Source organism: Pseudomonas sp. WS 5059 (assembly GCF_012985525.1).
In the GTDB taxonomy this organism is placed as follows: Bacteria; Pseudomonadota; Gammaproteobacteria; order Pseudomonadales; family Pseudomonadaceae; genus Aquipseudomonas.
The window spans coordinates 137,828-159,804 of the sequence record NZ_JAAQWO010000009.1; the positions used below are offsets into that span (position 1 = coordinate 137,828).

Genomic DNA, 21,977 nt, shown 5'->3' on the forward strand with positions numbered 1-21,977 from the left:
TGTTTGAGAGGATTAAGCGGGTTGTTACCTCTCTTGGATGGTTAACCATTTCCCTTGGGAATATTCTTGCGAAATGAATAGAGAAAGACGCCAGTTGCTGGAGTGGGAGCGGGATGAGTGTGCAGCCCTAAAGAGGGCTATTGCGGACTACAACGCAGCTCGCCCAAAAGACAAGCGCCTAACACAGGATGAGATTGCGCATGCAGTTGGCATGAGCCAGGGCACGCTTGGAAGCCACCTCAACGGTCATCGGCCACTGACCCAAAAATTGGCTGTTTCAATGGCGGCGATGCTGGGCATTCCGATTGGCAAGTTCAGCAAAAGGATCGAGGGTGATATTGAGCGGATGGCTTCGGCTGCCGGCCTTGGCCAACTCAGAGCAAGCTCATCTAGTGATGATCGGGTGTATGCCCGAGGTTTCGATCTTCAAAACGACTCAAGCTATACCGGCGTTCTTCAACTGACGGCGCAAGGCTCTACTGGAGACGGCGAAGAGAATTCGCACGTTGAGATTCGCGGAGTCATGGCGTTCAAGTCTTCTTGGTTGCGTGCAAATCACCTTAGTCAAAAATATCTAGATGTGATCTACGCCAACGGCCACAGCATGGAGCCAACGATTAACGACGGCGATGTCCTACTAATAGATGAATCAAAGATTGAGCCGAGGGACGGTCAGATATTTGCCATGCAGAGCGAGTCCAAAGGAACGATCGTGAAACGCTTGGTCAAGTCTGATTTCGGCGGTTGGATCATCCGTAGCGATAACCCAGACAAAGCGCGTTATGGCGATCAGACATTGCGTGATGGTGAGATAAACGAAATTCGTATCATTGGTCGGGTGGTTTGGCGAGGAGGTATGCTTTAAACCACTTTCGTACCTTCGGAGTCGGCTCCAAATCAGTCGGTCGATCAGACCCAATATCGAGCGAAATTGTCTCGATTTTGGGCCTAAGCACGAGGTGATTTACAGAAAGCGAGGACGCGCGTGATGCTCCTCAATTGTATGAACAGACCCGCCACCGAGCGGGTTTTTTTGTATCTGGAGTATTTATATCTCCAATGGAGTTGAAATAAAAATCTCTTTAGGAGATATTTTGTTTGTCGAGTCACCTGATGGTTCTCGTACGGTCTGCAGCCTGTCGCTCTCTAAACCCGTTAAGGGGTACGCCGTCGCTAGCCTCTACAACACGGCAATAAGCGAGGGAGAGAGCCCAATACGGCCTGCTTGGTGGTTGGTGGGCCTTTACCAGATCTATACCCCGCCTCCATTTGAACCGCCAAAGAATGCACCGCTATCGCTACTGCCTGTTTTTGGAGTGAGAACAGGCTTAACGAGCGCTGGATAACGTCAGCGACATCCAGAACATCAGTAGTTTCGTGAAGCGCGCCCAACCGAGCGGCTGAACGTCAGGCGTTCTAACAACTGGCATTGAAGGTACTGAAATGAATTCCCTAATTAATGAGGTAATCCACATGATCGAATCGAAACTATTGACTCACAACCAGCAAGCCTTAGTAGACGAGCAAGCCCAAGGCACAGATGAATGGCTCGCGCTTGGCTTGCAAGAATATAGTAGAACAGTCGATAGCATTGTCGCGCTTCGCGCCCTGAGTTCATCCGGAAATCAGCGCGCAACCGTGATTGGCTATTACAACAAAGGTGATGGCGGGGGTGGCAATTACTACGTTGATCCGGCCGACACGGCGTCGGTGGACAATGGCGGTACTGTGATCGTAGCCACTGATGGTGCACGCTGGAAGCTGGCTACAACGGATGTAGTCGATATTCGGCAGTTTGGCGCAAGAAATGGATCAGCCGCTTCCTCCAGCGCCGAAATTCAAAAAACATTCGATGAGGGTGGATCCAAGAGTGCTGCTGATGGGGTGTACCTGCTGGGCTCTACTGTTTCGTATGACCATTCGGCTGCGGACTTTCCCCATACTGGAGCCCCTTCTAAGCGCCTTACCTTCCTGGGTAATTCCCTCGGCAACACGATATTTGAAGTTGCCACCGGCGTGCCCATTGGCTTCCAGCTCATAGGTGGTATTTCGGCAGGTAGCATGGGGGGGTGGGGCTATAGTCGGTTTGGAAATTTTTCGATTGTCGGCAAGGAAAGAAGTTATGTCCCTGCGCAACGAGTCGGTTATGGCATTGATCATAAATCCCTCGGGTATGACCATATATCCAACATATCCGTCCAGCACATGGGCACCGGTTTCAGCATTCGCGACTGCCTGAGCAACGAGTACACCAACCTATACGCTCGCGAGAACAACATCGGGTTTGTTATCGCGAGGTCGGTTGCGGGGGGAACACTACCGAACGCGATGGTTTTTTCCAAGATCGTGGCTACTGGGAATAGTACGACAGGCGTTTACTTTGACTTAATGGGTGCTGGCAATACCTGGACGGGCGGTAGCATCGAGGGTAACGGAACGCCCGGGAGCCCCGCATCATTCGGATTTAAAGCGAATGTTCTTGGTGACAACGGCCTTGCCTGTCTCGACATGAGTTCGGGATATTTTGAGAGTAACGCGGGCGTGGCTGACCTGTCCCTGGATAACGTCGGGACATCACCAGTATCGGTCATCGTGCGTAATACCCAGTTCCATCGCCTTTCGAATGTTCACTTTACGAGCTGCAATATTCAGCTTCGATCCTCCGGTGGAGGAAAGCTCACCCTTATCCTTGAGGGTTGTGGCTTTGTGAGCGGCGGCGACTACGTTCCGGATATCTCCCGCCCATTCATTGATATGGGCGCCAATTGCCAGGTGATTGGTTGGGATACTTGTACGACAAACGAAGTCGTGTCAGTGGGCCATGCCTTTAACTCAGCGGCCAGTGCGGTAGTCAGCGGGTCGGCTCTGGGCAACGGGACTATCCTTAACGCCCCGTTCAATACATTCATCACTCGTATAAATCCAGGCGAGTATAAAATCTCGACCCCCGGCGGGTACGGCAGCACGAAAGAGGGTTATGTGCCGAACGTGATACCTGTTGGTCTCGTGGCAGACGTTCGTCTTGCCTACATCACCAGGAACAGTGCCAATGAGTTTCAGTTTGCGTTCAGGGGGCCTGCTACAACGGCGTATCAAGACAGTGATTTCGTGTTCACTGTGACTAAGTCGAAGTAATGCACTAGGAATGGTTTGAAATTCAATAGAGAGGCGTACCAAGAGATGGTGTGCCTCTTTATTCTTGTTACCTTGCTCTGGAAATCGAATCATGGAGGAAATCAAAATCACGAAGATCGAACGTGTAAAAAGCTTTGTGAGGCGAGTAACTTTTCGATTAGTTGATGGCGCACCTGGTAAAAGTCTCGGTTAATCCCAGCCTCTCTTCCTCCTTTCATCCCTTGCAAAAATTCCCGGCCTCCCGTGCCTTCTTGAAAGCCTGCATCAACTATTTCCCTTCGATATGCATCCCCTGCTTACGAGTGCCAGCCCCTCCCAGCAGCCCAAGTTACGCGACACCCACCCCGCACGCTCAAGCCTCAAACAACCCCCACCTGTCATTTTCATAACACTTGACCTTCCCCTCATGGCAAGCCGGATAAAACCTCAAGTGTTGGTTTGTCCTGAAAATTACAAGGAGGTACACGATGTACGGCAAGCGAATAACCCTGGGCGCCGTGGCGATAGCTGTCGTGTTCACGTTGGGTGGCTGTAAGGAGAGCGCGCCTGTGGCTGATGCCGCCAAGCCGCCTGGTGTGCCGGTGGCCGAGGTGGTTGCGCAGCCGGTGACTCCGTTTGTCGAATACACCGGTTCCTTGACCGCGATTGAGCAGGTTGAGCTGCGCCCGCGTGTCAGTGGTTACCTGCAACAGGTCAGCGTGCCCGAAGGCCAATCCGTGGCCAAGGGTAGCCTTTTGTTTATGATTGACCCACGGGAATTCCAGGCCGCGCTGAACGCTGCCAAGGGGCGCTTGCGTGAGGCACAGGCTAATGCATTGCTGGCCCAGGCCGAGCATGGTCGAGCCGAGCAGCTGTTCGCCAAAAAAGTGGTGGCGCGTGATCGGCTCGACACTGCCATTGCTTCGCTGAGCGCCGGCAGGGCCCAGGTTGATGCCGCCAGGGCAGCGCTGGACGCCGCCCAACTGGATTTGAGTTACACCCGTGTCACCGCGCCCATCAGCGGTCGCGTGGACCGTGCCCTGGTCACGGAGGGCAACTACGTCACCCGAGGGGTGACGCCGCTGACGACGATCGTCTCCATTGACCCGTTGCATGTGTATTTCGATGTCGATGAACGCACCTACCTGCGCTCGCTCGCCGCGACTCGGGAGGATGCCGCGTCCAAGGGGGAAAAGGCCGCCAAGGTCATGGTGGCGATGCTTAACGACGCAAACTATGCGCGGGCCGGGCGGGTGGACTTCCTGGCGAATGCGGCCGACCGCAAGACCGGCACAGTGCGTGCGCGTGCAGTGGTCGATAACCCCGACGGGCGCCTGACGCCGGGGCTGTTCGCCAAGGTCAAGCTGGACACCGGCGCGCCGCAACCCCGGGTGTTGGTGGCCGACCACTCCATCGGCACTGACCAGGGTCGCCGCTATGTATTGGTGGTCGGCGCAGGCGACAAGACCGAATACCGCCCCGTCGAGCTGGGGCCGATGGCCAACGGCCTGCGGGTGATTGAGCAGGGCCTGCAGCCGGGTGAGCGCATTGTGGTCAAGGGGCTGGTGCGCCCCGGCATGCAGGTGACGCCGCTGGCCGCCAACATCGACGGCGCGCCGTTGGATGCACCGCTGGTCATGGGGGGCGTGCAATGAGCTTCCCACGCTTTTTCATTGATCGGCCGATCTTCGCCATCGTGCTGTCGGTGTTGATGATGATCGCTGGCATCGTGGCCTTCTTTCATTTGCCGCTCAGCGAATACCCCGCCGTGACGCCGCCCACCGTGCAAGTGACCGCATCCTATCCGGGCGCCAACCCCCAGGTGATCGCCGAGACGGTGGCGGCGCCACTTGAGCAGGTGATCACCGGGGTCGAGGGCATGCTGTACATGACGTCGCAATCGGCGACCGATGGCCGCATGATCCTGACCGCAACGTTTGCCCAGGGCACCAACGCGGACATGGCGCAGATCCAGGTGCAAAACCGCGTCTCGCGGGCCCTGCCGCGTTTGCCCGAAGAGGTACAGCGCCTCGGCGTGGTCACGCAGAAGACCTCCCCGGACATCCTCATGGTGGTCCACCTGCTGTCGCCTGACCAACGTTACGACCCGCTCTATATCTCCAACTATGCCTACCTCCAGGTGCGCGATGAGCTGTCGCGGATTCCGGGGATCAACGACGTGCTGGTGTGGGGGGCGGGCGAGTACAGCATGCGTCTGTGGCTCGACCCGGACCTGATCGCCGCCCGTGGCTTGACCGCAGGCGACGTGATCAGCGCCGTGCGTGAGCAGAACGTGCAAGTGGCGGCCGGCTCGGTCGGCCAGGCGCCTGACTCCAGTGCGGCATTCCAGGTCACGGTCAATACCCTCGGGCGCCTGACGGACGAGGAGCAGTTTGGCGACATCATCATCCGCACCGGCGATAACGGCCAGGTGACGCGCCTGCGCGATGTGGCCCGTGTCGAAATGGGCGCCGATGCGTACGCGTTGCGCAGCCTGTTGGATGGCGAGCCGGCCGTTGCCTTGCAGATCATCCAGAGCCCGGGCGCCAACGCGCTCGATGTGGCGCAGGCGGTGCGCGATACCATGCAGCGCCTGGAGGCCAACTTCCCCGAGGGGATGGTGTCGCGGATTGCCTATGACCCGACAGTGTTTGTGCGTGCATCGCTGGAGTCAGTAGCCATCACCCTGATGGAAGCGATCCTGCTGGTGGTCCTGGTGGTGGTGGTGTTCCTGCGTAACTGGCGCGCATCCCTGATCCCGTTGATGGCCGTGCCGGTGTCGATTATCGGCACCTTCGCGGTCATGCATCTGATGGGCTTTTCCCTCAATACCCTGTCGTTGTTCGGCCTGGTGCTGTCCATCGGGATCGTGGTCGACGATGCAATCGTGGTGGTGGAGAACGTCGAGCGGCATATCGAGAACGGCGAGGAGCCGACGCAGGCTGCGCGACGAGCGATGGGCGAGGTGACCGGGCCGATCATTGCGATCACCTCGGTACTGGCTGCGGTGTTCATCCCCACGGCCTTCCTCAGTGGCTTGCAAGGTGAGTTCTATCGGCAGTTCGCGCTGACCATCGCGATTTCCACGATCCTGTCGGCGGTCAACTCCCTGACCCTCAGCCCGGCACTCGCCGGACTGTTGCTGCGCCCGCGCGGTGCCGCCGTGGTACATGATCCGCGTAGCCTGCGCGGTCGCGCCGCGCACCTGGTGCAGGTGCTGAGCCGGCCGTTCCAGCGGGCACCGCAGGCGTATGGCAACACGGTGCGCAAGGTGGTGGGCCGGCGCGGCGTGGCGCTGTTGGTTTATGGTGGGTTGCTGGCGCTGACCTGGTTCGGCTTCAGTGCTGTACCGGCGGGCTTCGTGCCGATGCAAGACAAGTACTACCTGGTAGGCATCGCCCAATTGCCCAACGCGGCCTCCCTGGATCGTACCGACGCAGTGGTGCGGCAAATGTCGAAAATCGCCCTGGATGAACCAGGAGTCGAAAGCGTGGTGGCATTCCCTGGGTTGTCGGTCAACGGCTTCGTTAACGTACCGAATGCCGCGGTGATGTTCATCATGCTTGATCCGTTCAAAGAGCGTACCTCTGCGGACATGGCGGCAGTTGCCATCGCCGGGCGCCTGCAAGCCAAGTTCGCGAACATTCCCGACGGTTTCCTCGGCGTATTCCCACCGCCGCCAGTGCCCGGCCTTGGGGTGACCGGCGGCTTCAAGCTGCAGGTCGAGGACCGTGGCGGGGTCGGGCTCCAGGCTCTGGTGCAGCAGACCCAGGTGCTGATGACCAAAGCCACCGAGTCGGGCCAGGTCGCTGGGTTGATGACCAGCCTTGACGTCAACGCGCCTCAGTTGAATGTCGATATCGACCGCACCCAGGTCAAGAGCCAGGGGGTGCGGCTGGCCGATGTGTTCGAGTCCTTGCAGGTCTACCTCGGTTCGCTGTATGTCAACGACTTCAACCGTTTCGGCCGCACCTACAAGGTGACGGCCCAGGCCGACGCGGACCACCGCATGCAGGCCGAAGCCATCGGCCGCCTGCAGGTGCGCAACGCGGCCGGGGACATGCTGCCGTTGTCGGCGTTTGTCACCGTCACACCGAGTTCCGGACCCGATCGGGTGATTCACTACAACGGCTACCCCTCGGCCGACATCTCCGGCGGAGCGATGCCGGGGGTCAGTTCGGGGCAGGCCGTCGCGCTCATGGAGCGCCTGGCGCAGGAGGTGCTGCCCGAGGGCGTGACCTTTGAATGGACGGACTTGACCTACCAGCAAAAGCTCGCCGGGTCATCGGCCCTGTTTATTTTCCCGCTGTGTGTGTTGCTGGCCTACCTGATCCTGGCCGCGCAGTACAACAGCTGGCTGCTGCCCCTGGCGGTCTTGCTGATAGTGCCCATGTGTCTGCTCAGCGCGATCATTGGCGTCTGGTTGGTGGACGGCGACAACAACGTGTTCGTGCAGATCGGGCTGGTGGTACTGGTGGGGCTGGCGGCGAAAAACGCGATCCTGATTGTCGAGTTTGCCCGCAGCCTTGAAGCCGAAGGCGCCAGCCCGCTGGAAGCGGTTATCCACGCGTGCCAACTGCGTTTGCGGCCGATCCTGATGACCTCGCTGGCGTTCATCGCTGGCGTGGTGCCGCTGGTATTTGCCAGCGGAGCCGGGGCCGAGATGCGCCATGCCATGGGGGTTGCGGTGTTTGCCGGGATGCTGGGGGTGACGCTGTTCGGTCTGTTCCTGACGCCGGTGTTCTATGTGGTGATGCGCAGCCTTGCCCTGCGTTTGCAGCGCAAGGGCGCGAGTCCCAAGCTGCAATTGGAGGAGAGCGCGTCATGAGATTGGCCTATCAAGCGTTTCTGTTGTCGTCGCTCCTGGTGACTGGCTGCACCGCAGTCGGGCCCGATTATTCCGCGCCGGTGCTGCCCGCCGCGCAACGGCCGGCGAGCTTCGGCGCACCCATCGCCGGTCTCGGTACGGGCGATGTCGAGGTGCAGTGGTGGCGTGTGTTCGATGAGCCGGCCCTCAGCCAACTGATCCAGCAGGCGCTGGCGGCCAACCACGATATCGGCATCGCCACCGCGCGGCTCGACGAAGCCAAGGCGATGCTGCGCGAGAGCCGCCAGGGCTTCTTGCCCAGCGGCGGTGCCGCGTTAGGGTATGAGCACCGACAGCGCAGCGAAGTCGAGACGCCATCCGGCCAGCAGCGCTCCCTTGAAACCACGCGCGCAGCGCTGGATGCCGCCTGGGAAATCGACTTGTTTGGCCGCGTCCGGCGCTCGGTGGAGGCCGCGCAGGCCCAGGCGGGCTCGCGCCAGGCGTTGCTGCGCAGCGTACAGGCGAGCGTTGCCGCCACGGTTGCCGCGACCTGGTTCGAGCTGCAAGGAGTCGAAGCCGAGCAGGCGGTGGTGGCGGACATCAGTCAAAGCCAGCGCGACAGCCTGGGCCTGGTGGAGCACTTGGTCAGTGTGGGGGCCGCCACCGAGTTCGATCGGCTGCGAGCCGAGGCCTTGCTGCGCAATGTCGAGGCGGTCGCCCCCGGCCTTGAGCGGCGTCGCGCAACCACTACCAATGCACTGGCGGTCTTGCTGGGGCAGGCGCCGCAAGGGTTCAAGCCACCGCAGGCCAGGCCCGGTCGTGAGACCTTGAACCTGCGCACCCTGCAGGTGGGCGACCCGGCCGGCTTGCTGGCCCGGCGCGCCGATATCGCCGCAGCCGAACGTGTGCTGGCGGCCGAGACCGCGCAGATCGGCGTGGAAACAGCCGGTCTGTATCCGGACATCCAGGTGCAGGGCTCCATCGGCCTGCTGGCCGGAAGCCTCGGCGCCTTGGGCGATTCGGGCATGCAGTCGAACTTTATTGCACCAGTCATTCGCTGGTCGCTGCTGGACACTGGGCGCGTACGTGCGCGGATTGCCGCCAGCGAGGCGCGCACCCAGGCGGCATTAATCAGCTACGACCAGACCGTATTACGCGCCCTGCAGGAAACCGATGACGCGTTCCAGGCCAACAGTGCGGCGGGCAGCACCCTGGGCCTGCGACTGCTGGAGGCCGCGGCCAATCGCGAGGCGGCGAGGTTGGCCCGCACGCGCTTCACGGACGGTGAGGGGGTGTACCTGGACGTACTGGAGGCAGAGCGCGCGGACTTCACCAGCCGCCGCGCACTGACCGTGGCGCGCACCGAGCAGCGCTTGGCGGTGGTCGGCATCTACAAGGCGCTCGGCGGTGGCTGGCAGATCTGCGAGCAGGCGGGGCAGGTGTGCAGCGGCGCTGCGGCGCTGCGTTAGACGCCGTTGTTGTACGCAAGCGCTGTGCTTGCGGTGTTCGGCGAAGGACGGCGAGGCGGCAGATTTCCTGGCGCAAGCCACCATTTATCGAATGAGGAGTCACCCATATGGATACCAAGCAGGTTCTGACCGTTGGCCTGGCGGTGCTAGGCGCGGCGGCAATGCCGTCGATGGCTGCCCAGGAAAGCATCAAAGGCACGTTCGCCTTGCCCGGCGAGAGTGAAAAGGCCGTGGGAGCGCTGATCGTCAAGGAAACCGGGCCGCTGACACGTGAGTTGTCGATCGCCTTTACCGACAAGGCCACCGGGCAACCGATCGTGCAGTTTGACGAAGAACTGACCCAGCGCCTTCATGTGCTGGCGACCGACAGCCATTTCACCAGCTTTATCCATGAGCATGCGGCCAAGCTGGGCGCTGACGGTCGTTTCAAGGTCGCGATGAAGTTTCCTCGGCCGGGCACCTATTACGTCTATGCCGATGCCGTACCGAGCGGGCTCGGCCAGCAGGTGGTGCGCTTCGAGGTGCCGGTGCAGGGCGCCACCGAGGCGGTGGCCCAGGCGCCGGCCAAACCGGAGCAGGGTAGCGATGGGCCCTACACGGTCAAGTTGGACACTTCGGCCCTGCGTGCCGGCAGCGAAAGCATGATGTCGCTGACGGTGCTCAAGGATGGCAAGCCGGCCCAGGACCTGGACACCTACCTGGGGGTGGCGGCCCATGCGGTGTTCGTCAGTACCGATGAGCTGGACTACGTGCACGCGCATGCCATGGCGGCGCCAATGCCAGGGCAGGCCGCCCACGCCGGGCATGGCGAGCCAGGCGCGGTGTCGGCGCAGTTGATGCTGCATGCCAAACCTGCGCATGCGGGCCCTTACGCCCTGTGGATTCAATTCAAGGGCGGCGACCAGATTCGTACCGTGCCATTTCTTGTGACGGTTCCCGCGGCGTCCTGAAGCCTGTTCACCTCGCCGTTGGTCAGCCATCGGCGAGTGAATCACCAATGGATGCTGGCTGTTTCAACTCTATTAAAAAGAATTGTCCTACAGGTATTGACCTTGCCACTGGAGGAACCTTTAGGCTTTTTTTTCGAGTACGCAAAAAATCATAAAAACAAGGATCAAGGGGTTATCAATGGATACTGCTACCCTGCAACAACGCTCGGACGCCCATCAGTGCAACAACGCTTCGGCGCTGATGGCTGATGCTTTAAAGCCCGGCGCGCAATACGCCCAAGTCACTGGCGCGCTGGACGCGCTGCTCGCCCTGACCCGCCAAGGCCTGTCGGGAGACACCGGCGCCTACGCCCACTACCAGTCAGCACTGCTGCAACTGCACATTCCCGGCGATCCGCGCACCGAGCCGACCCGGCGCTGGATGGCCAGTGAGGTGTACCGCGTCGAAGATGAGTTCGCCGCCGACCTGCCAAGTTTCACCGCGCTGCCGGTGGATGAGTTCCGCAAGCAGGTCGACGCTGAAATCGCCGCTCGCAGCCGGGTCAACCACCCCATGTCGCTGCACCTGTTCCAGGGCACGCCGCCTGCGCAAGACGTGCGTTTCTTCCTGGAACACCACTGGACCCGCTCCTACAACTTCTACAGCCTGTTGGCGGAACTGGCCTTTCGCTTCGAAGCCATCGAGGACGCCTCGGTGTTTTACCGCAACCTCTACGGCGAAGCGGGGGCGGAGACACCTGAGCGCTCGCACCCGGCGATGCTGGCCCACCTCATGGAGTATTTCGATATTCCGTTGGCAATCGATTTCCCGGCACTGCATCCCCTGGAAAAGGCCTACCTGAACAATCGCATTCGTTGTGTGCGCCACACCGATGTGGCCTGGGGACTGGCGCTGCTGTACGCCGTCGAGTCGGTCAGTTGCGTCAACCATCGGCGCATCTATGATCTGTTGCAGCGCCTCGATGTGCCAGAGGGGCCTAGTGAATTCCACCGCCTGCACGGCACCCAGGATGAGATCGATACCGAGGAAATGTGGGCTCTGATTGCCAAGTTCGCCAGCGACGACGGCTTCCAGCGCACGTTCATGCGTGCGCTCAAGCGTCACTTCGAGATCAACAAGGCCTACTTCGACAGCCTGTGGCAGCAGATGCAGGCACAACGCCTGTCCGCGTGATCCTCCCAGCGACCCCAGAACAAAAAAATGGAGCACATGATGAGCCCACGTAATTTCTCGTTGCCGCAATTGCAGAATATTCACACCGCTGAAGCCCGCCTGTTGGCCGAGGCGCTCAAACCCGATGCGACGTTCAACCGCATCGAAATCGCTGCCAATATGCTGCGCGCCCTGTGTGAATCGGGCCACCAGGGCGATGCTGCGAACGCCGCGCAGTGCCAGCAACTGTTGTACATCCTGTCGCTGAGCGATGACGTTGCGACAGCCTCGACCCGGCGATGGCTGGCCAATGCCATCTATAGCGTGCAAGAGCGCTTCATGCCGTCTGCGGACCTGGCATCGCCCCTGTCCGAAGCCGGTTTCCAGCAGCGCCTGGAAGAAGAGATCGCCGCGCAGTCGCGGGAAAACCACCCGATGTCGCAGTACATATTTGAAGGCAAGGCCTCCCGTGATCAACTGCAGGTGTTCCTGCATCACCAGTGGTTTCGCACCTTCCGCCTGTACCGCGATGCCGCGGACCTGCTGGTCAACCTGACCGACGTGGACGAGGCGGCCGCGCTTGGCCGTTACCTGTACGGCGAGCTGGGCGAAGAGGACGAGCAGCGCTCCCACCCCCGGCTGTTGGCCAAGCTCCTCGGCGCCGTGGGCTTGTCTGCCGATTTCGAGGCCATCTCGACCATGCCCGAGGAAGTCGCCTACCTGAACAACCGGGCCCGATGCTTTCGCAACCCGGATGTCGGCTGGGGCCTGGCGGTGTTCTACATCACCGAGCTGGTGGTCCCCGGCAATCACGGCAAGCTGTACAACGCCTTGCGCAACGCTGGCCTGAGCCAGGACGACGCGGAGTACTACGAGGTGCATATCAGCCTGGTCCCGCCGCGGGCCAAGCGTGAGTGGGCGCTGATCTCACGGCGTATTCCGGACCTCGCGTTCCAGAATTCATTCCTGACCTCCCTGGCCCAGCATTTCCGGCTCGAGAGGGCTTATTACGACGCTGTCTGGGCACACGTGCAGCGCGTTAAGTAGCCCTCCCTGGACAACGCGAGTACCCAGACATGCCGAGTCATATAACAGAGTCCCGTATCCACGGGGGCGCTTACTCGTCCCCGGAATTTGCCGCGATCTTCTCTGATGCCAATCAGGTGCAGAAGTGGCTCGATGTTGAAACCGCGCTGGCGGCGACCCAGGCGCAGATGGGCATCATCCCCCACGAAGCGGCACGGGAAATCGCCCGGGTGGCCAGTGTGGAGCTGCTCGACCTTGACGCCTTGGGTCGCGAGAGCATGGAAACCGGGCACATCCTGGTGCCGACCATTCGCGCCCTGGAGGCCTTGTGTGCCGATGGCTTGGGTGAGTACGTGCATTACGGCGTGACCACCCAGGACATCCTCGACACCGGGCTTATCTTGCAGGTCCGCGATGCCTGGGGCCTGGTGTTGCAGCGCCTGCGGGGGATTCGTGGGCATTTGCTCACGCTCGCCCTGCGGCACAAGCACACTCCGATGGTCGCCAGGACCCACGGGCAGCAAGCGCTGCCCACTACGTTCGGCTACAAGGTCGCGGTGTGGGTCGATGAAATCGATCGACACCTTGAGCGCTTCGATGAGGCCTATGCCCGGGTAATGGTGGGCAACCTGACCGGCGCGGTGGGCACCCTGGCGGCGTTTGGCCCACAGGGGCTTGAGGTGCAGCGCCGGACCCTGGAAAGCCTTGGCCTGGGGGCGCCGTTGAGCAGTTGGCACAGCGCCCGCGACCGGATCCTGGAGGCGGCCTGGTTGCTGGTCCAGGCTTCGGCGACCTTGGGCCGGGTCGCCAATGAGATCTACCACCTGCAGCGCACCGAGATTGATGAAGTGCGCGAAGGCCGCCGGGCAGGGCAGGTGGGCAGCAGCACCATGCCCCACAAGCAAAACCCGTCGACGGTGGATCTGATCAGCGCGCTTTCGCGGCTGGTGCGCGCACAGATGCTCGCGCTGACCGATGCGGCGTTCCAACTGCATGAACGCGACGGCACCACGTGGCGCATCGAATGGGCGGCCTTGCCGGAGCTGTTCATCTACGCCGGTGCCTTGCTCGCCCGTATGGAGGGCGTGCTGCTGGCCGGGCTGGATGTACGCGAAGCGCGCATGCGCAGCAACCTGGATTTGCTGGGCGGGCTGATCCTGTCGGAACGGGTGATGCTCGCGCTGGCGCCTCGCTTGGGCAAGCAGACGGCCCATCACCTGGTCCACGAAATCGCCCAGCAGGCCCAGGGCGCGGGCGCTTCTTTTCGCCAGGCCCTGCTCAACGACAAGCGTCTGCACGGCTGTTTTACCCGCCAAGCGCTCGACGACCTGCTTGACCCGACCACTTACACCGGGCTTGCAGCACAGATGGTCGACCTGGTGGCGAACAAAGCAATACCCCGCTGTTCAAGCGAAGGCCTTGAAGCGGTGATGGCAACCCAAGGAAACCCCGGTCAGCCCCAGTACGCGATGGAGGGTATGTGATGGATTCGCAAACGATGGAAATGGCAGCCCGTGCGTCTTGCACCGCACGTTCGGAACACCTCGGCCTTGGTCATGACGGCGAGCAATGCCGCCACGAACACAGCCACATTCTCGACTCGAAAACCCATGGCTCAGGCTATGCCGGCCCGCAGAGCCGCAAGATTTTCTGCAGTCACTGCCGCTTGCAGCGCTGGCTGGATGTGGAAGCCGCGCTGGCCATGGCCCAGGCCGATGTCAATATCATCCCGCGCGAGGCGGCCCTGGAAATCGAAAAAGCCGCCTTGCTGTCGGGTATCAATGTGCGCCAGCTGGCCGAGGGCGTGGCTGCCACCGGCCATTCGCTGATGCCATTGCTGAGCGCCCTGCAAAAAAACTGCAGCCCGAGTGCCCGTGAATTCGTGCACTACGGCGCCACCACCCAGGACATCCAGGACACCGCCCAGTCCCTGGAAATGCGTGACGTCCTCGACGCGATGGACCTGGCCCTGGAGACCTTGCTGGGCAAACTGTCGACGCTGGCCGATGCGCACCGTGATTCGCTGATGGTCGCCAGGACCCATTCGATCCCTGCGTTGCCGACCACCTTCGGACTCAAGGTCGCCGGCTGGATCGACGAACTGTTGCGCCACCGCCAGCGCCTGGCCGAGGCCCGCCAGCGAGTACTGGTGGTGCAGCTGTTTGGTGGGGTCGGCACGATGGCAGCGTTTGGTCCGCACGCGATGCCTATGCTTGAGCGCTTCGCGCAGCGCTTGTCGCTGCAAGTGCCCCTGGCGGGATGGCATGTGTCCCGAGACCGTGTCGCAGAGTTCGTCAGCACCTTGGCCATGGTCACGGCATCGCTGGCCCGCGTGGCCGACGAAATCCGCACGCTCAATCGCTGGGAAATCGGCGAAGTTGAAGTGGGCTGGAGCGACCAGCAAATTGGCAGCAGCACCATGCCCCACAAGCGCAACCCCGAAGGCTGCGAGCAGGTCGTGGTCCTGGCGCGGTTGGCCAAGGCCCAGGTCATGCTGGCGCTGGATGCGATGATCCTCGAACACGAGCGCGATTACCGTGGCACACGCCTGGAATGGTGTGCGGTGGCGGACGTTTCGCACTATGCGTTGATGGCACTCTCGATCCTGACCGAGACCATCGACGGGCTGACCGTTAACGTCAAGAAGATGGAATGCACCGCCCAGGCCTATGGCGATGCGATCTGCACCGAAGCCGTGGTGTTCGAAATGGCCCGCAAGCTCGGCAAGAGCAGTGCCTACCAGATCATCTTCGAAGTGTCCCAGGCGAGCCAGCGCGATCACGTGTCGATCCGCACGGCGATCGAGGCCGATGCCCGGGTTGTCGCTGTCATGGATGCAGGCGTCCTGGCGCGGCTGTTCGAGCCCCGAAGCCATCTGGGGATGTCCGAACGCATTGTCGATAACGTGCTGTCCAACGTGACGGCCCGCTGACTATTGCTTACTGAGAAGGCTTGCAATCTTATCAAGGAGAGACAGATGTCAAACGTTATGGAAGTTGATAAAGCCAAGGTCCAGCAGTTTTCCGCACGGATCATGGAGGATTACGGCAACACGCTGCGCGGTGCGATGCTCTACATCGGCGACCAGCTTGGCTTGTTCAAGACACTGGCCGACGGCGAGGCCGTGACCCTGGAGCAGCTGGCGCAAAAGAGTGGCTACAACCAACGCTATTTGCGCGAATGGCTGGGCAGCATGGTTACCGGCAATTATGTGACGTACGACGCGCAAACCCGCCGCTACCAGATGCCCGCCGAGTTTGTGCCGGTACTCGCCGACGAAGACTCGCCGTATTTTGCCGGGGGGATCATCCAGCTGAGTGTGCCGTTCGTGAGCATGGCGCCCAAGGTCATCGAAGCCTTTCGCCATGGCGGTGGTTGCGCTGAAGAGGCGTTTCCGCTGGAAACCTGGAAAGGCATGGAACGCATGACCATGCCTTGGTACAAGCACTACCTGGTCCAGCACTGGATTCCCTCCCTGGACGGCGTTGAAGAAAAACTCAAGACCGGCGGCAGCGTGCTGGATTTCGGCTGTGGCGCTGGCCTGGCGGCGATCACCATGGCCAAGGCGTACCCCGAGGCCCGTATTGTCGGCTGCGACTTCCACCTGCCTTCCATCGAACTGGCACGTGCCAACGCCAAGGCCGCCGGGGTCGGTGACCGGGTGCAATTTGAAGTGAACGATTCGGATGCCCTGCGAGGCCAGCAATTCGACTTTGTGACCACCTTTGTGGTGATCCACGATGCCACCGATCCCCAGCAGATGCTCAAGGACCTGCGCGCAGCGACGGCCGAAGACGGCACCTACCTGATGGTTGAGCTCAACCTGTCCGATGAGCTTCACGAGAACATGAACCTGTTCGGTCGAGTGATGTACCCGCAGAGCACCCTGTACTGCATGACCTGTTCACTGTCCCACGGCGGGGCAGGGCTGGGGGCGTTCATGGGCGAGAAGCGCGCACGGCAAATGGCGCAAGCCGCCGGGTTCAGCCACTTTCGCAAGGTGCCTTCCGAATGGCCGCCGATGCCGGCGTTGTTTGAACTCAAGCCGTGATCTAGCGTGCCCGGGGGCGTGTCGTACACGTTCCCGGGCATGCTCTTGCTACACCTGCGTGGTGGATGGCCCAACTCTGTTATCGTGGCGCCCCTCTGAACGCAAGGAAGCAATCACCCATGCATTTGCGCAAATCCCTGGCAATCGTCCTACTGGTATCGGTTGGCAATCTGGCGGTAGCCGCGGAAAACAACAACCCGTTCCAGGGGGCGCTTATGCTCACCTCGGTAGCGCCCTTCGTGATTACCTCGGGTGCCACCGCAGGAACTTCATACATTCCAGAGCTTTTCAAATCATCCAAAAGCGATGCCCTGGCGTTCATCGGCTCCGATGGCGAGATCCGTGGAGCACAGTTCGAGCAGGCGTGCAGGTTTTACCGCTCGACCTACACGCCACCGCTGATGTCCGACGCACAACTGGCCCTGGCGATCGCAGCCGCCGGCTGATGGGGGCTCACCCCGCGATGTACAGCCCCCCATTCACATGCAGCACTTCCCCGGTCATGAAGCTTGCGCCGTTGCTGCACAAAAAGGCGATCACCGAGGCGATCTCGCTGGGCTGTCCCAGGCGTTTGAGCGGCGTTTGCTCCACCGAGTCACTACCACGGGTGGCGATCAGGCTTTGGGTCATCGGGGTTTCGATGATGCCGGGGGAGACAGCGTTGACCCGGGTGTTCGGGCCCAGTTCGCGGGCCAGGGCGCGGGTCAGGCTAAGCAGACCGCCCTTGGAGGTGCCGTAGTGGGCGTTGGAAAACGCACCGCGGTGGGCGGCGACTGAGGTCAGGTTGACGATTGCGCTGTTGGCGCGCAATGCCGGGATCGCCCGCTGGCACAGATAAAATACGCCGTCGAGGTTGATGCCCAGGGTCTGGCGCCATTGTTCGTCGGTCATCTGGCGAATCGGTTGTGACTGGTACAAACCGGCCGATGGCACCAGGAAGTCGATGCCGCCAAAGCGCTCGACGGCCAGTTGCACGGCCTTGGCCGAATCTTGTGGGTCGGCGGCGTTCATGCGCAGGGTTGCAACGCGCTCGCCGCTGGCGTCGAGTTTCTGGGCGAAGTCCGCCAGGCCATCGCCGTCCAGGTCAGTGAGCACCATCGAGGCGCCGTATTGATAGAACAGCTTCGCCACTTCACGGCCAATGCCGCCGTTGGCACCCGTCAGTAGCAGAACGCGATTGTTGAAATCGTACATGGGTGTTGTCTCCGAAAGGATGCCAGGGTTCACGGGCCGAGAATGCGCGCCAGGTGTTCGTGCTGCAGATCAACCCCCAGAAAGCGGCAGATCTGCACGATTTGCCCGTAAATCATGTGTTGCCCGTGGTGTACGCGGCAGCCGCGCGCCCGTGCCGCTGCCAGCAGAGCGGTATCGGCGGCGCGCATCACGGCCTCGCAAACCAGCGCATCAGCCCGCAGGGTGCCCGGGTCCAGGGGCAGGGCGTCGTCGTCCTTGAGCCCCAGGGAGGTGGCGTTGATGATCACGTCAAAGTCCTGGGCATTGCCGTCGCTCAGGCTTAATTCGACGTCGGGGAACTGTGTTTCGAGGCGCTCCAGCAGGGCCGCGGCGCGGGCCGGGGAGCGGTTGTAGATCGCCAGCCGCGCCGGTTGTTGCCCGGCAATCGACCAGGCAATCGACTTGCCGGCCCCACCGGCCCCCACCAGCAGCACACGCTTGCCTTCCAGCCGGTGTCCCTGCTGGTGCAGCCCGGCGAGCATGCCTTCGCCATCGAAGTTGCCTCCAATCAGCCGACCGCTCTCGGGCTCGATCCGTACCGCATTCACCGAGCCGACCTGCCGCGCGGTGTCGGTCAGTTCGTCGCACAACTCAACGATGCTTTCCTTGAATGGAATGGTCACCACCAGGCCATGCAGGTTGGCTATGCCGGCCACGCCGAGCAGCACCTTGTGCAGGTTCGAGCCGCGCACGTGGAGGGGCACGCAGACCAGGTCCAGGCCCTGATTGGCGGCGCTATGGTTGATGACTTGCGGGGTTTTTACATGGGCGATCGGGTCGGCAACGATGCCGATCAGTTGGGTCTGGCCACTGATGTGTGGCAGAGCTCTGGTAGGACTCATAAGTAGGAACCTGTCTGACATATTTTATTGTTGTCTGACAGGATGGTAGGAGGCTTCGCTTTTCGGTGTCAAGGGTGCTGCAGGCAGATCAGGCCTGCAGGTACATGTTCATACGCTTGGCAGCATTGCGCAGGTGACGCTCGGCGGCCTCGCCTGCCAGCACCGGGTCGCGGGCCTGGATGGCCTGGAAGATCGCCTGGTGTTCGTCCTGCACGTCCTGGATCAGCTCGTTGTAGATCTCGGCGGTGTTGCTGCGTGCCTCGCGAATCAGGCGTCGGACGCTGTGGTCGAGGTACTCGTTGAGCGACTTGAAGTGCGGGTTATGGGTGGCCGCGACAATCGCCTGGTGGAAGGCGTAATCCTCCTCGTCACCCAACTGGTCATTGACCATGGCGTACTCCATGCCGACCAGGGCCTGGCGGATCTTCTTCAGGTCTTCGGGGGTATGGCGCAAGGCTGCCAGGCGCGTGGCGCCCACTTCGATGGTGATCAGGAATTCGAGGATATGCAGCAGGGCGTCGGCTTCTCCGAGCGAAACTTCCTTCAAGCGAAACGCATGACGCTCACCACGCTTGGCGACAAATGCACCCTTGCCCTGTTGGGTGGTGATCAGTTCTTCGAACTTGAGTTGCGACAAGGCTTCACGCACCACCGCGCGGCTGACCGAAAACTGTTCGCACAGTTGCCGTTCGCTGGGCAGTTGATCGCCGGTGGCCAGCCGCCCGGACTGGATCTCGCCACTGAGCCAGTGAACGATCTCCATGGGCAGGGGCTGGTTGGGGTGCACGTTATCGCTTTTCATTGTTCGGTCCTCTGCCGGGAGGCAGCACGGGTACGGGCATCGAAGTGATGGCGGTTGATAGTGAAGGATTGAGCTGTGGTCTTACAAGTGTTTGAAAAAATTATCCCGGGGTGGATTGGCTGTTCTCAAGGCCTGCAACTGAGGTCGTAACAAAAAAGATCATAAATCTTGACTCAGGTGCTTTGACTTCGGGACAGGCTTGACGTAGTTTTCGCCAACTGGTCAGACATGTTAGGCCTGATGTTCTACCAGATTGTAAATAACAATAAAAAATCGAGGTTTCCATGCACTCCAAGACCACGCTGCGTCTGCTCACCCTTGGCACGACCCTGTTCGCCGGTTTCGCCTGCGCTGATCCTTTGAAGGTGGCGTTGGTCGAGACCCTGTCGGGGCCTTCGGCTGCCACCGGGCAAATGTTCCGCGCCGCGACGCGTTTCCAGATCGAACGGCTGAACGCCGAAGGCGGCTGGAATGGCGAGCCGATCCAACTACTCGAGTTCGATAGCCAGGGCACCCCAGCGGGGGCCTCCGAAAAACTCAAGGCTGCCATTGGTAGCGGCGCGCAAATGATTGTCCAGGGCGCTTCATCCGTGGCTGCCGGGCAAATTACTGAAGATGTGCGCAAGTACAACCTGCGCAACAAAGGCAAGGAAGTGGTGTTCCTCAACGTCGGCGGTGAAGCGCTGGAGCTGACTGGCAGCAAGTGCCACTTCTACCACTTCCGTTTCAACGGCAACGCGCCGATCCGGGTCAAGACCCTGGTTGCGGCCATGAAAGAAGCCGGCACCCTGGGCAGCAAAGTCTATTCCATGAACCAGAACTACAGCTGGGGCCTGGACATGGAAAAAGCCATCACCGAAAACTCCGCGGCGGGTGGTTATCAGTTGGTCGGCAAAAGCCTGCACGACACGCAGAAGGTCCAGGACTTCTCGCCCTACATCGCGCGTATCCAGGCTTCCGGCGCCGAAACCGTGCTGACCGGCAACTGGGGCAACGACCTGTTGCTGTTGATGAAGGCCAGCCGCGCCGCCGGCCTGAAACTGCGCTTCGGTACCGCCTTCCTCGACCAACCGGGCAACCTGGCCAATGCCGGTGATGTTGCCCTGGGGCATTACGTGTCCCACCCGTTCAATATCGAGGCGGCGGGTGAGCAGGGCGAGCGTTTTGCCAGCGAGTACCAGGCCAAGACTGGCCATCTGCCGGCCTATATCGAGCCGCAGACGGTATTTGCCTTGCAGATGGTCGGCAATGTGCTCAAGAAGCTGGCGGCAGAAGACGGCCGCCTCAATACCCGCAGCTTCGCCCTGGCCCTGGAAAAAGCCAGCGATAGCAACCCATTGGGTGAGGTGCGCATGCGTGCCGAGGATCACCAACTGCTGATGCCGTTCGTGGTGTCGGTGGTGTCCAAGGACGCACGCTACAAAGTCGACGGCACTGATATGGGCTTTGTGCCGATCAAGTCGTTCAGTGCCGATCAAGCCGCCGCGCCAGTGCAGGATGCCTGCCAGATGCAACGCCCCGAGTGACGCCGCATGGCGCGCCGCTCGGCGCGCCTTTCTGTCCATCGCGAACGCTGGAGTCGCCTATGGAATTTCTCACTGTTTCACTGCTTAACGGCGTGATCTACGGCCTGCTGTTGTTTATGGTTTCGGCCGGCCTGACGCTGATTTTCGGCATGATGGGCGTGCTCAACTTCGCCCATGCTTCCTTCTACATGGTGGGTGCCTACCTGGCCTACACCCTACAGAAGTTTGTCGGCTTCAGCGCTGCGGTCGTGCTTTCGACGCTGCTGGTGGGCCTGCTCGGGGTCATCGTCGAGCGCTTTTTCCTGCGCCGGGTACACAAGCATGGGCATGCCCACGAACTGCTGCTGACCTTCGGCCTGACGTTCATCATTGCCGAGCTGATCAAGTTGTTCTACGGCAACTTTTCCGTTGAATACCGGGTGCCGGAGTTCCTCAACTTCGCCGCGTTCCAGGTGTTCAGCACCGACTATCCGTTCTATCGCCTGTTGATGGGCGTGGTCTCGCTGCTGGTGTTCGGCCTGATCTACCTGCTGTTGACCCGCACCCGGGTCGGCATCGTCGTGCGTGCAGCCATCCATCGTCCGCAAATGGCCGAGGCCCTGGGGCATAACGTGCCGCTGGTGTTCATGGCGGTGTTCGGCATCGGCGCGGCCCTGGCCGGCCTGGCCGGGGCGTTGGCCGGCGCTTTCTATACCACCAACCCGAACATGGCCCTGGAGCTGGGAGTGATTGTGTTTGTGGTGGTCGTGGTTGGCGGCCTGGGGTCGATGGCCGGGGCGATGATCGCTTCGTTGTTGATCGGGCTGATTTCCTCGTTCGCCGTGGGTGTGGACCTCAGCCTGGCGTCGCTGCTGGCCCTGGTCGGGGCGGGTGACTGGGCGCAGCAGATGGGCGGGCTGATGATCCTCAAGGTGTCCAGCGTCGCCGCGACGATTCCGTTCGCGCTGATGCTGCTGATTTTGCTGATCCGGCCGTCCGGGCTGATGGGCGAGAAGGGATAAACC

Annotated in this window: 17 protein-coding genes; 14 read left to right on the forward strand and 3 right to left on the reverse strand. The window is 61.0% G+C overall.

Going from position 1 to position 21,977, the window contains the following annotated elements:
• The first annotated feature begins 73 nt into the window (after nt 1-73).
• The 12 genes from HBO12_RS24560 (at nt 74) to HBO12_RS24615 (ending at nt 17,016) form a co-directional block, all read left to right on the forward strand.
• Nucleotides 74-865 (forward strand): LexA family transcriptional regulator, encoded by a 792-nt coding sequence (locus HBO12_RS24560; protein WP_262377069.1) that lies wholly within the window; start codon nt 74-76, stop codon nt 863-865.
• 578 nt (nt 866-1,443) lie between these two features.
• Nucleotides 1,444-3,135 (forward strand): hypothetical protein, encoded by a 1,692-nt coding sequence (locus tag HBO12_RS24565; RefSeq protein WP_170043466.1) that lies wholly within the window; start codon nt 1,444-1,446, stop codon nt 3,133-3,135.
• A 467-nt stretch (nt 3,136-3,602) separates the two neighbouring features.
• Nucleotides 3,603-4,769, forward strand: coding sequence for an efflux RND transporter periplasmic adaptor subunit (locus HBO12_RS24570; protein ID WP_170043467.1), 1,167 nt, complete (start codon nt 3,603-3,605; stop codon nt 4,767-4,769).
• Nucleotides 4,766-7,942: an efflux RND transporter permease subunit gene (locus HBO12_RS24575; protein ID WP_170043468.1), complete on the forward strand. Its 3,177-nt coding sequence runs from the start codon at nt 4,766-4,768 to the stop codon at nt 7,940-7,942. Before HBO12_RS24570 ends, HBO12_RS24575 begins: the two co-directional genes overlap by 4 nt.
• Nucleotides 7,939-9,390, forward strand: a complete 1,452-nt coding sequence (locus HBO12_RS24580; RefSeq protein ID WP_170043469.1) for an efflux transporter outer membrane subunit — start codon at nt 7,939-7,941, stop codon at nt 9,388-9,390. Before HBO12_RS24575 ends, HBO12_RS24580 begins: the two co-directional genes overlap by 4 nt.
• Before the next feature lie 107 nt (nt 9,391-9,497).
• Nucleotides 9,498-10,340 (forward strand): hypothetical protein, encoded by an 843-nt coding sequence (locus tag HBO12_RS24585; RefSeq protein ID WP_169956060.1) that lies wholly within the window; start codon nt 9,498-9,500, stop codon nt 10,338-10,340.
• A gap of 178 nt (nt 10,341-10,518) precedes the next feature.
• A complete protein-coding gene (locus HBO12_RS24590; protein ID WP_170043470.1) occupies nt 10,519-11,514 on the forward strand; it encodes an HOASN domain-containing protein in 996 nt (331 codons plus the stop codon).
• Nucleotides 11,515-11,553: 39 nt separating this feature from the next.
• Entirely contained in the window at nt 11,554-12,540 is a 987-nt protein-coding gene (locus HBO12_RS24595) for an HOASN domain-containing protein (protein ID WP_169956064.1), read from the forward strand.
• Between the two features lie 29 nt (nt 12,541-12,569).
• Complete coding sequence (gene purB / locus HBO12_RS24600) at nt 12,570-14,003, forward strand: adenylosuccinate lyase (RefSeq protein WP_170043471.1); 1,434 nt, start codon at nt 12,570-12,572, stop codon at nt 14,001-14,003.
• Nucleotides 14,003-15,451 (forward strand): class-II fumarase/aspartase family protein, encoded by a 1,449-nt coding sequence (locus HBO12_RS24605; protein WP_169956068.1) that lies wholly within the window; start codon nt 14,003-14,005, stop codon nt 15,449-15,451. Before purB ends, HBO12_RS24605 begins: the two co-directional genes overlap by 1 nt.
• 45 nt (nt 15,452-15,496) lie before the next feature.
• Nucleotides 15,497-16,570, forward strand: coding sequence for a class I SAM-dependent methyltransferase (locus HBO12_RS24610; protein WP_169956070.1), 1,074 nt, complete (start codon nt 15,497-15,499; stop codon nt 16,568-16,570).
• 119 nt (nt 16,571-16,689) lie between these two features.
• Entirely contained in the window at nt 16,690-17,016 is a 327-nt protein-coding gene (locus tag HBO12_RS24615) for a DUF2388 domain-containing protein (protein ID WP_170043472.1), read from the forward strand.
• A gap of 7 nt (nt 17,017-17,023) precedes the next feature.
• On the opposite strand, the gene HBO12_RS24620 is transcribed toward HBO12_RS24615, so the two are convergent.
• The 3 genes from HBO12_RS24620 to HBO12_RS24630 all read right to left on the reverse strand — a co-directional run bounded on the left by HBO12_RS24620 (nt 17,024) and on the right by HBO12_RS24630 (nt 19,447).
• On the reverse strand, nt 17,024-17,764 hold the full coding sequence (locus HBO12_RS24620; protein WP_170043473.1) for an SDR family NAD(P)-dependent oxidoreductase: 741 nt from the start codon (nt 17,762-17,764) through the stop codon (nt 17,024-17,026).
• A gap of 29 nt (nt 17,765-17,793) precedes the next feature.
• Nucleotides 17,794-18,645, reverse strand: a complete 852-nt coding sequence (locus tag HBO12_RS24625; RefSeq protein ID WP_170043474.1) for a shikimate dehydrogenase family protein — start codon at nt 18,643-18,645, stop codon at nt 17,794-17,796.
• A gap of 88 nt (nt 18,646-18,733) precedes the next feature.
• The gene (locus HBO12_RS24630) at nt 18,734-19,447 is read right to left on the reverse strand and encodes a FadR/GntR family transcriptional regulator (RefSeq protein ID WP_170043475.1); all 714 of its coding nucleotides are present in this window, start codon (nt 19,445-19,447) and stop codon (nt 18,734-18,736) included.
• A gap of 284 nt (nt 19,448-19,731) precedes the next feature.
• On the opposite strand from HBO12_RS24630, the gene HBO12_RS24635 reads away from it, so the two are divergent.
• Both HBO12_RS24635 and HBO12_RS24640 read left to right on the forward strand, forming a co-directional pair.
• Entirely contained in the window at nt 19,732-20,973 is a 1,242-nt protein-coding gene (locus HBO12_RS24635) for a branched-chain amino acid ABC transporter substrate-binding protein (RefSeq protein WP_170043476.1), read from the forward strand.
• 59 nt (nt 20,974-21,032) lie between these two features.
• Nucleotides 21,033-21,974 carry a branched-chain amino acid ABC transporter permease gene (locus tag HBO12_RS24640; RefSeq protein WP_170043477.1) on the forward strand — a complete coding sequence of 314 codons (942 nt, stop codon included), beginning with the start codon at nt 21,033-21,035 and terminating at the stop codon, nt 21,972-21,974.
• Nucleotides 21,975-21,977 lie beyond the last annotated feature (3 nt).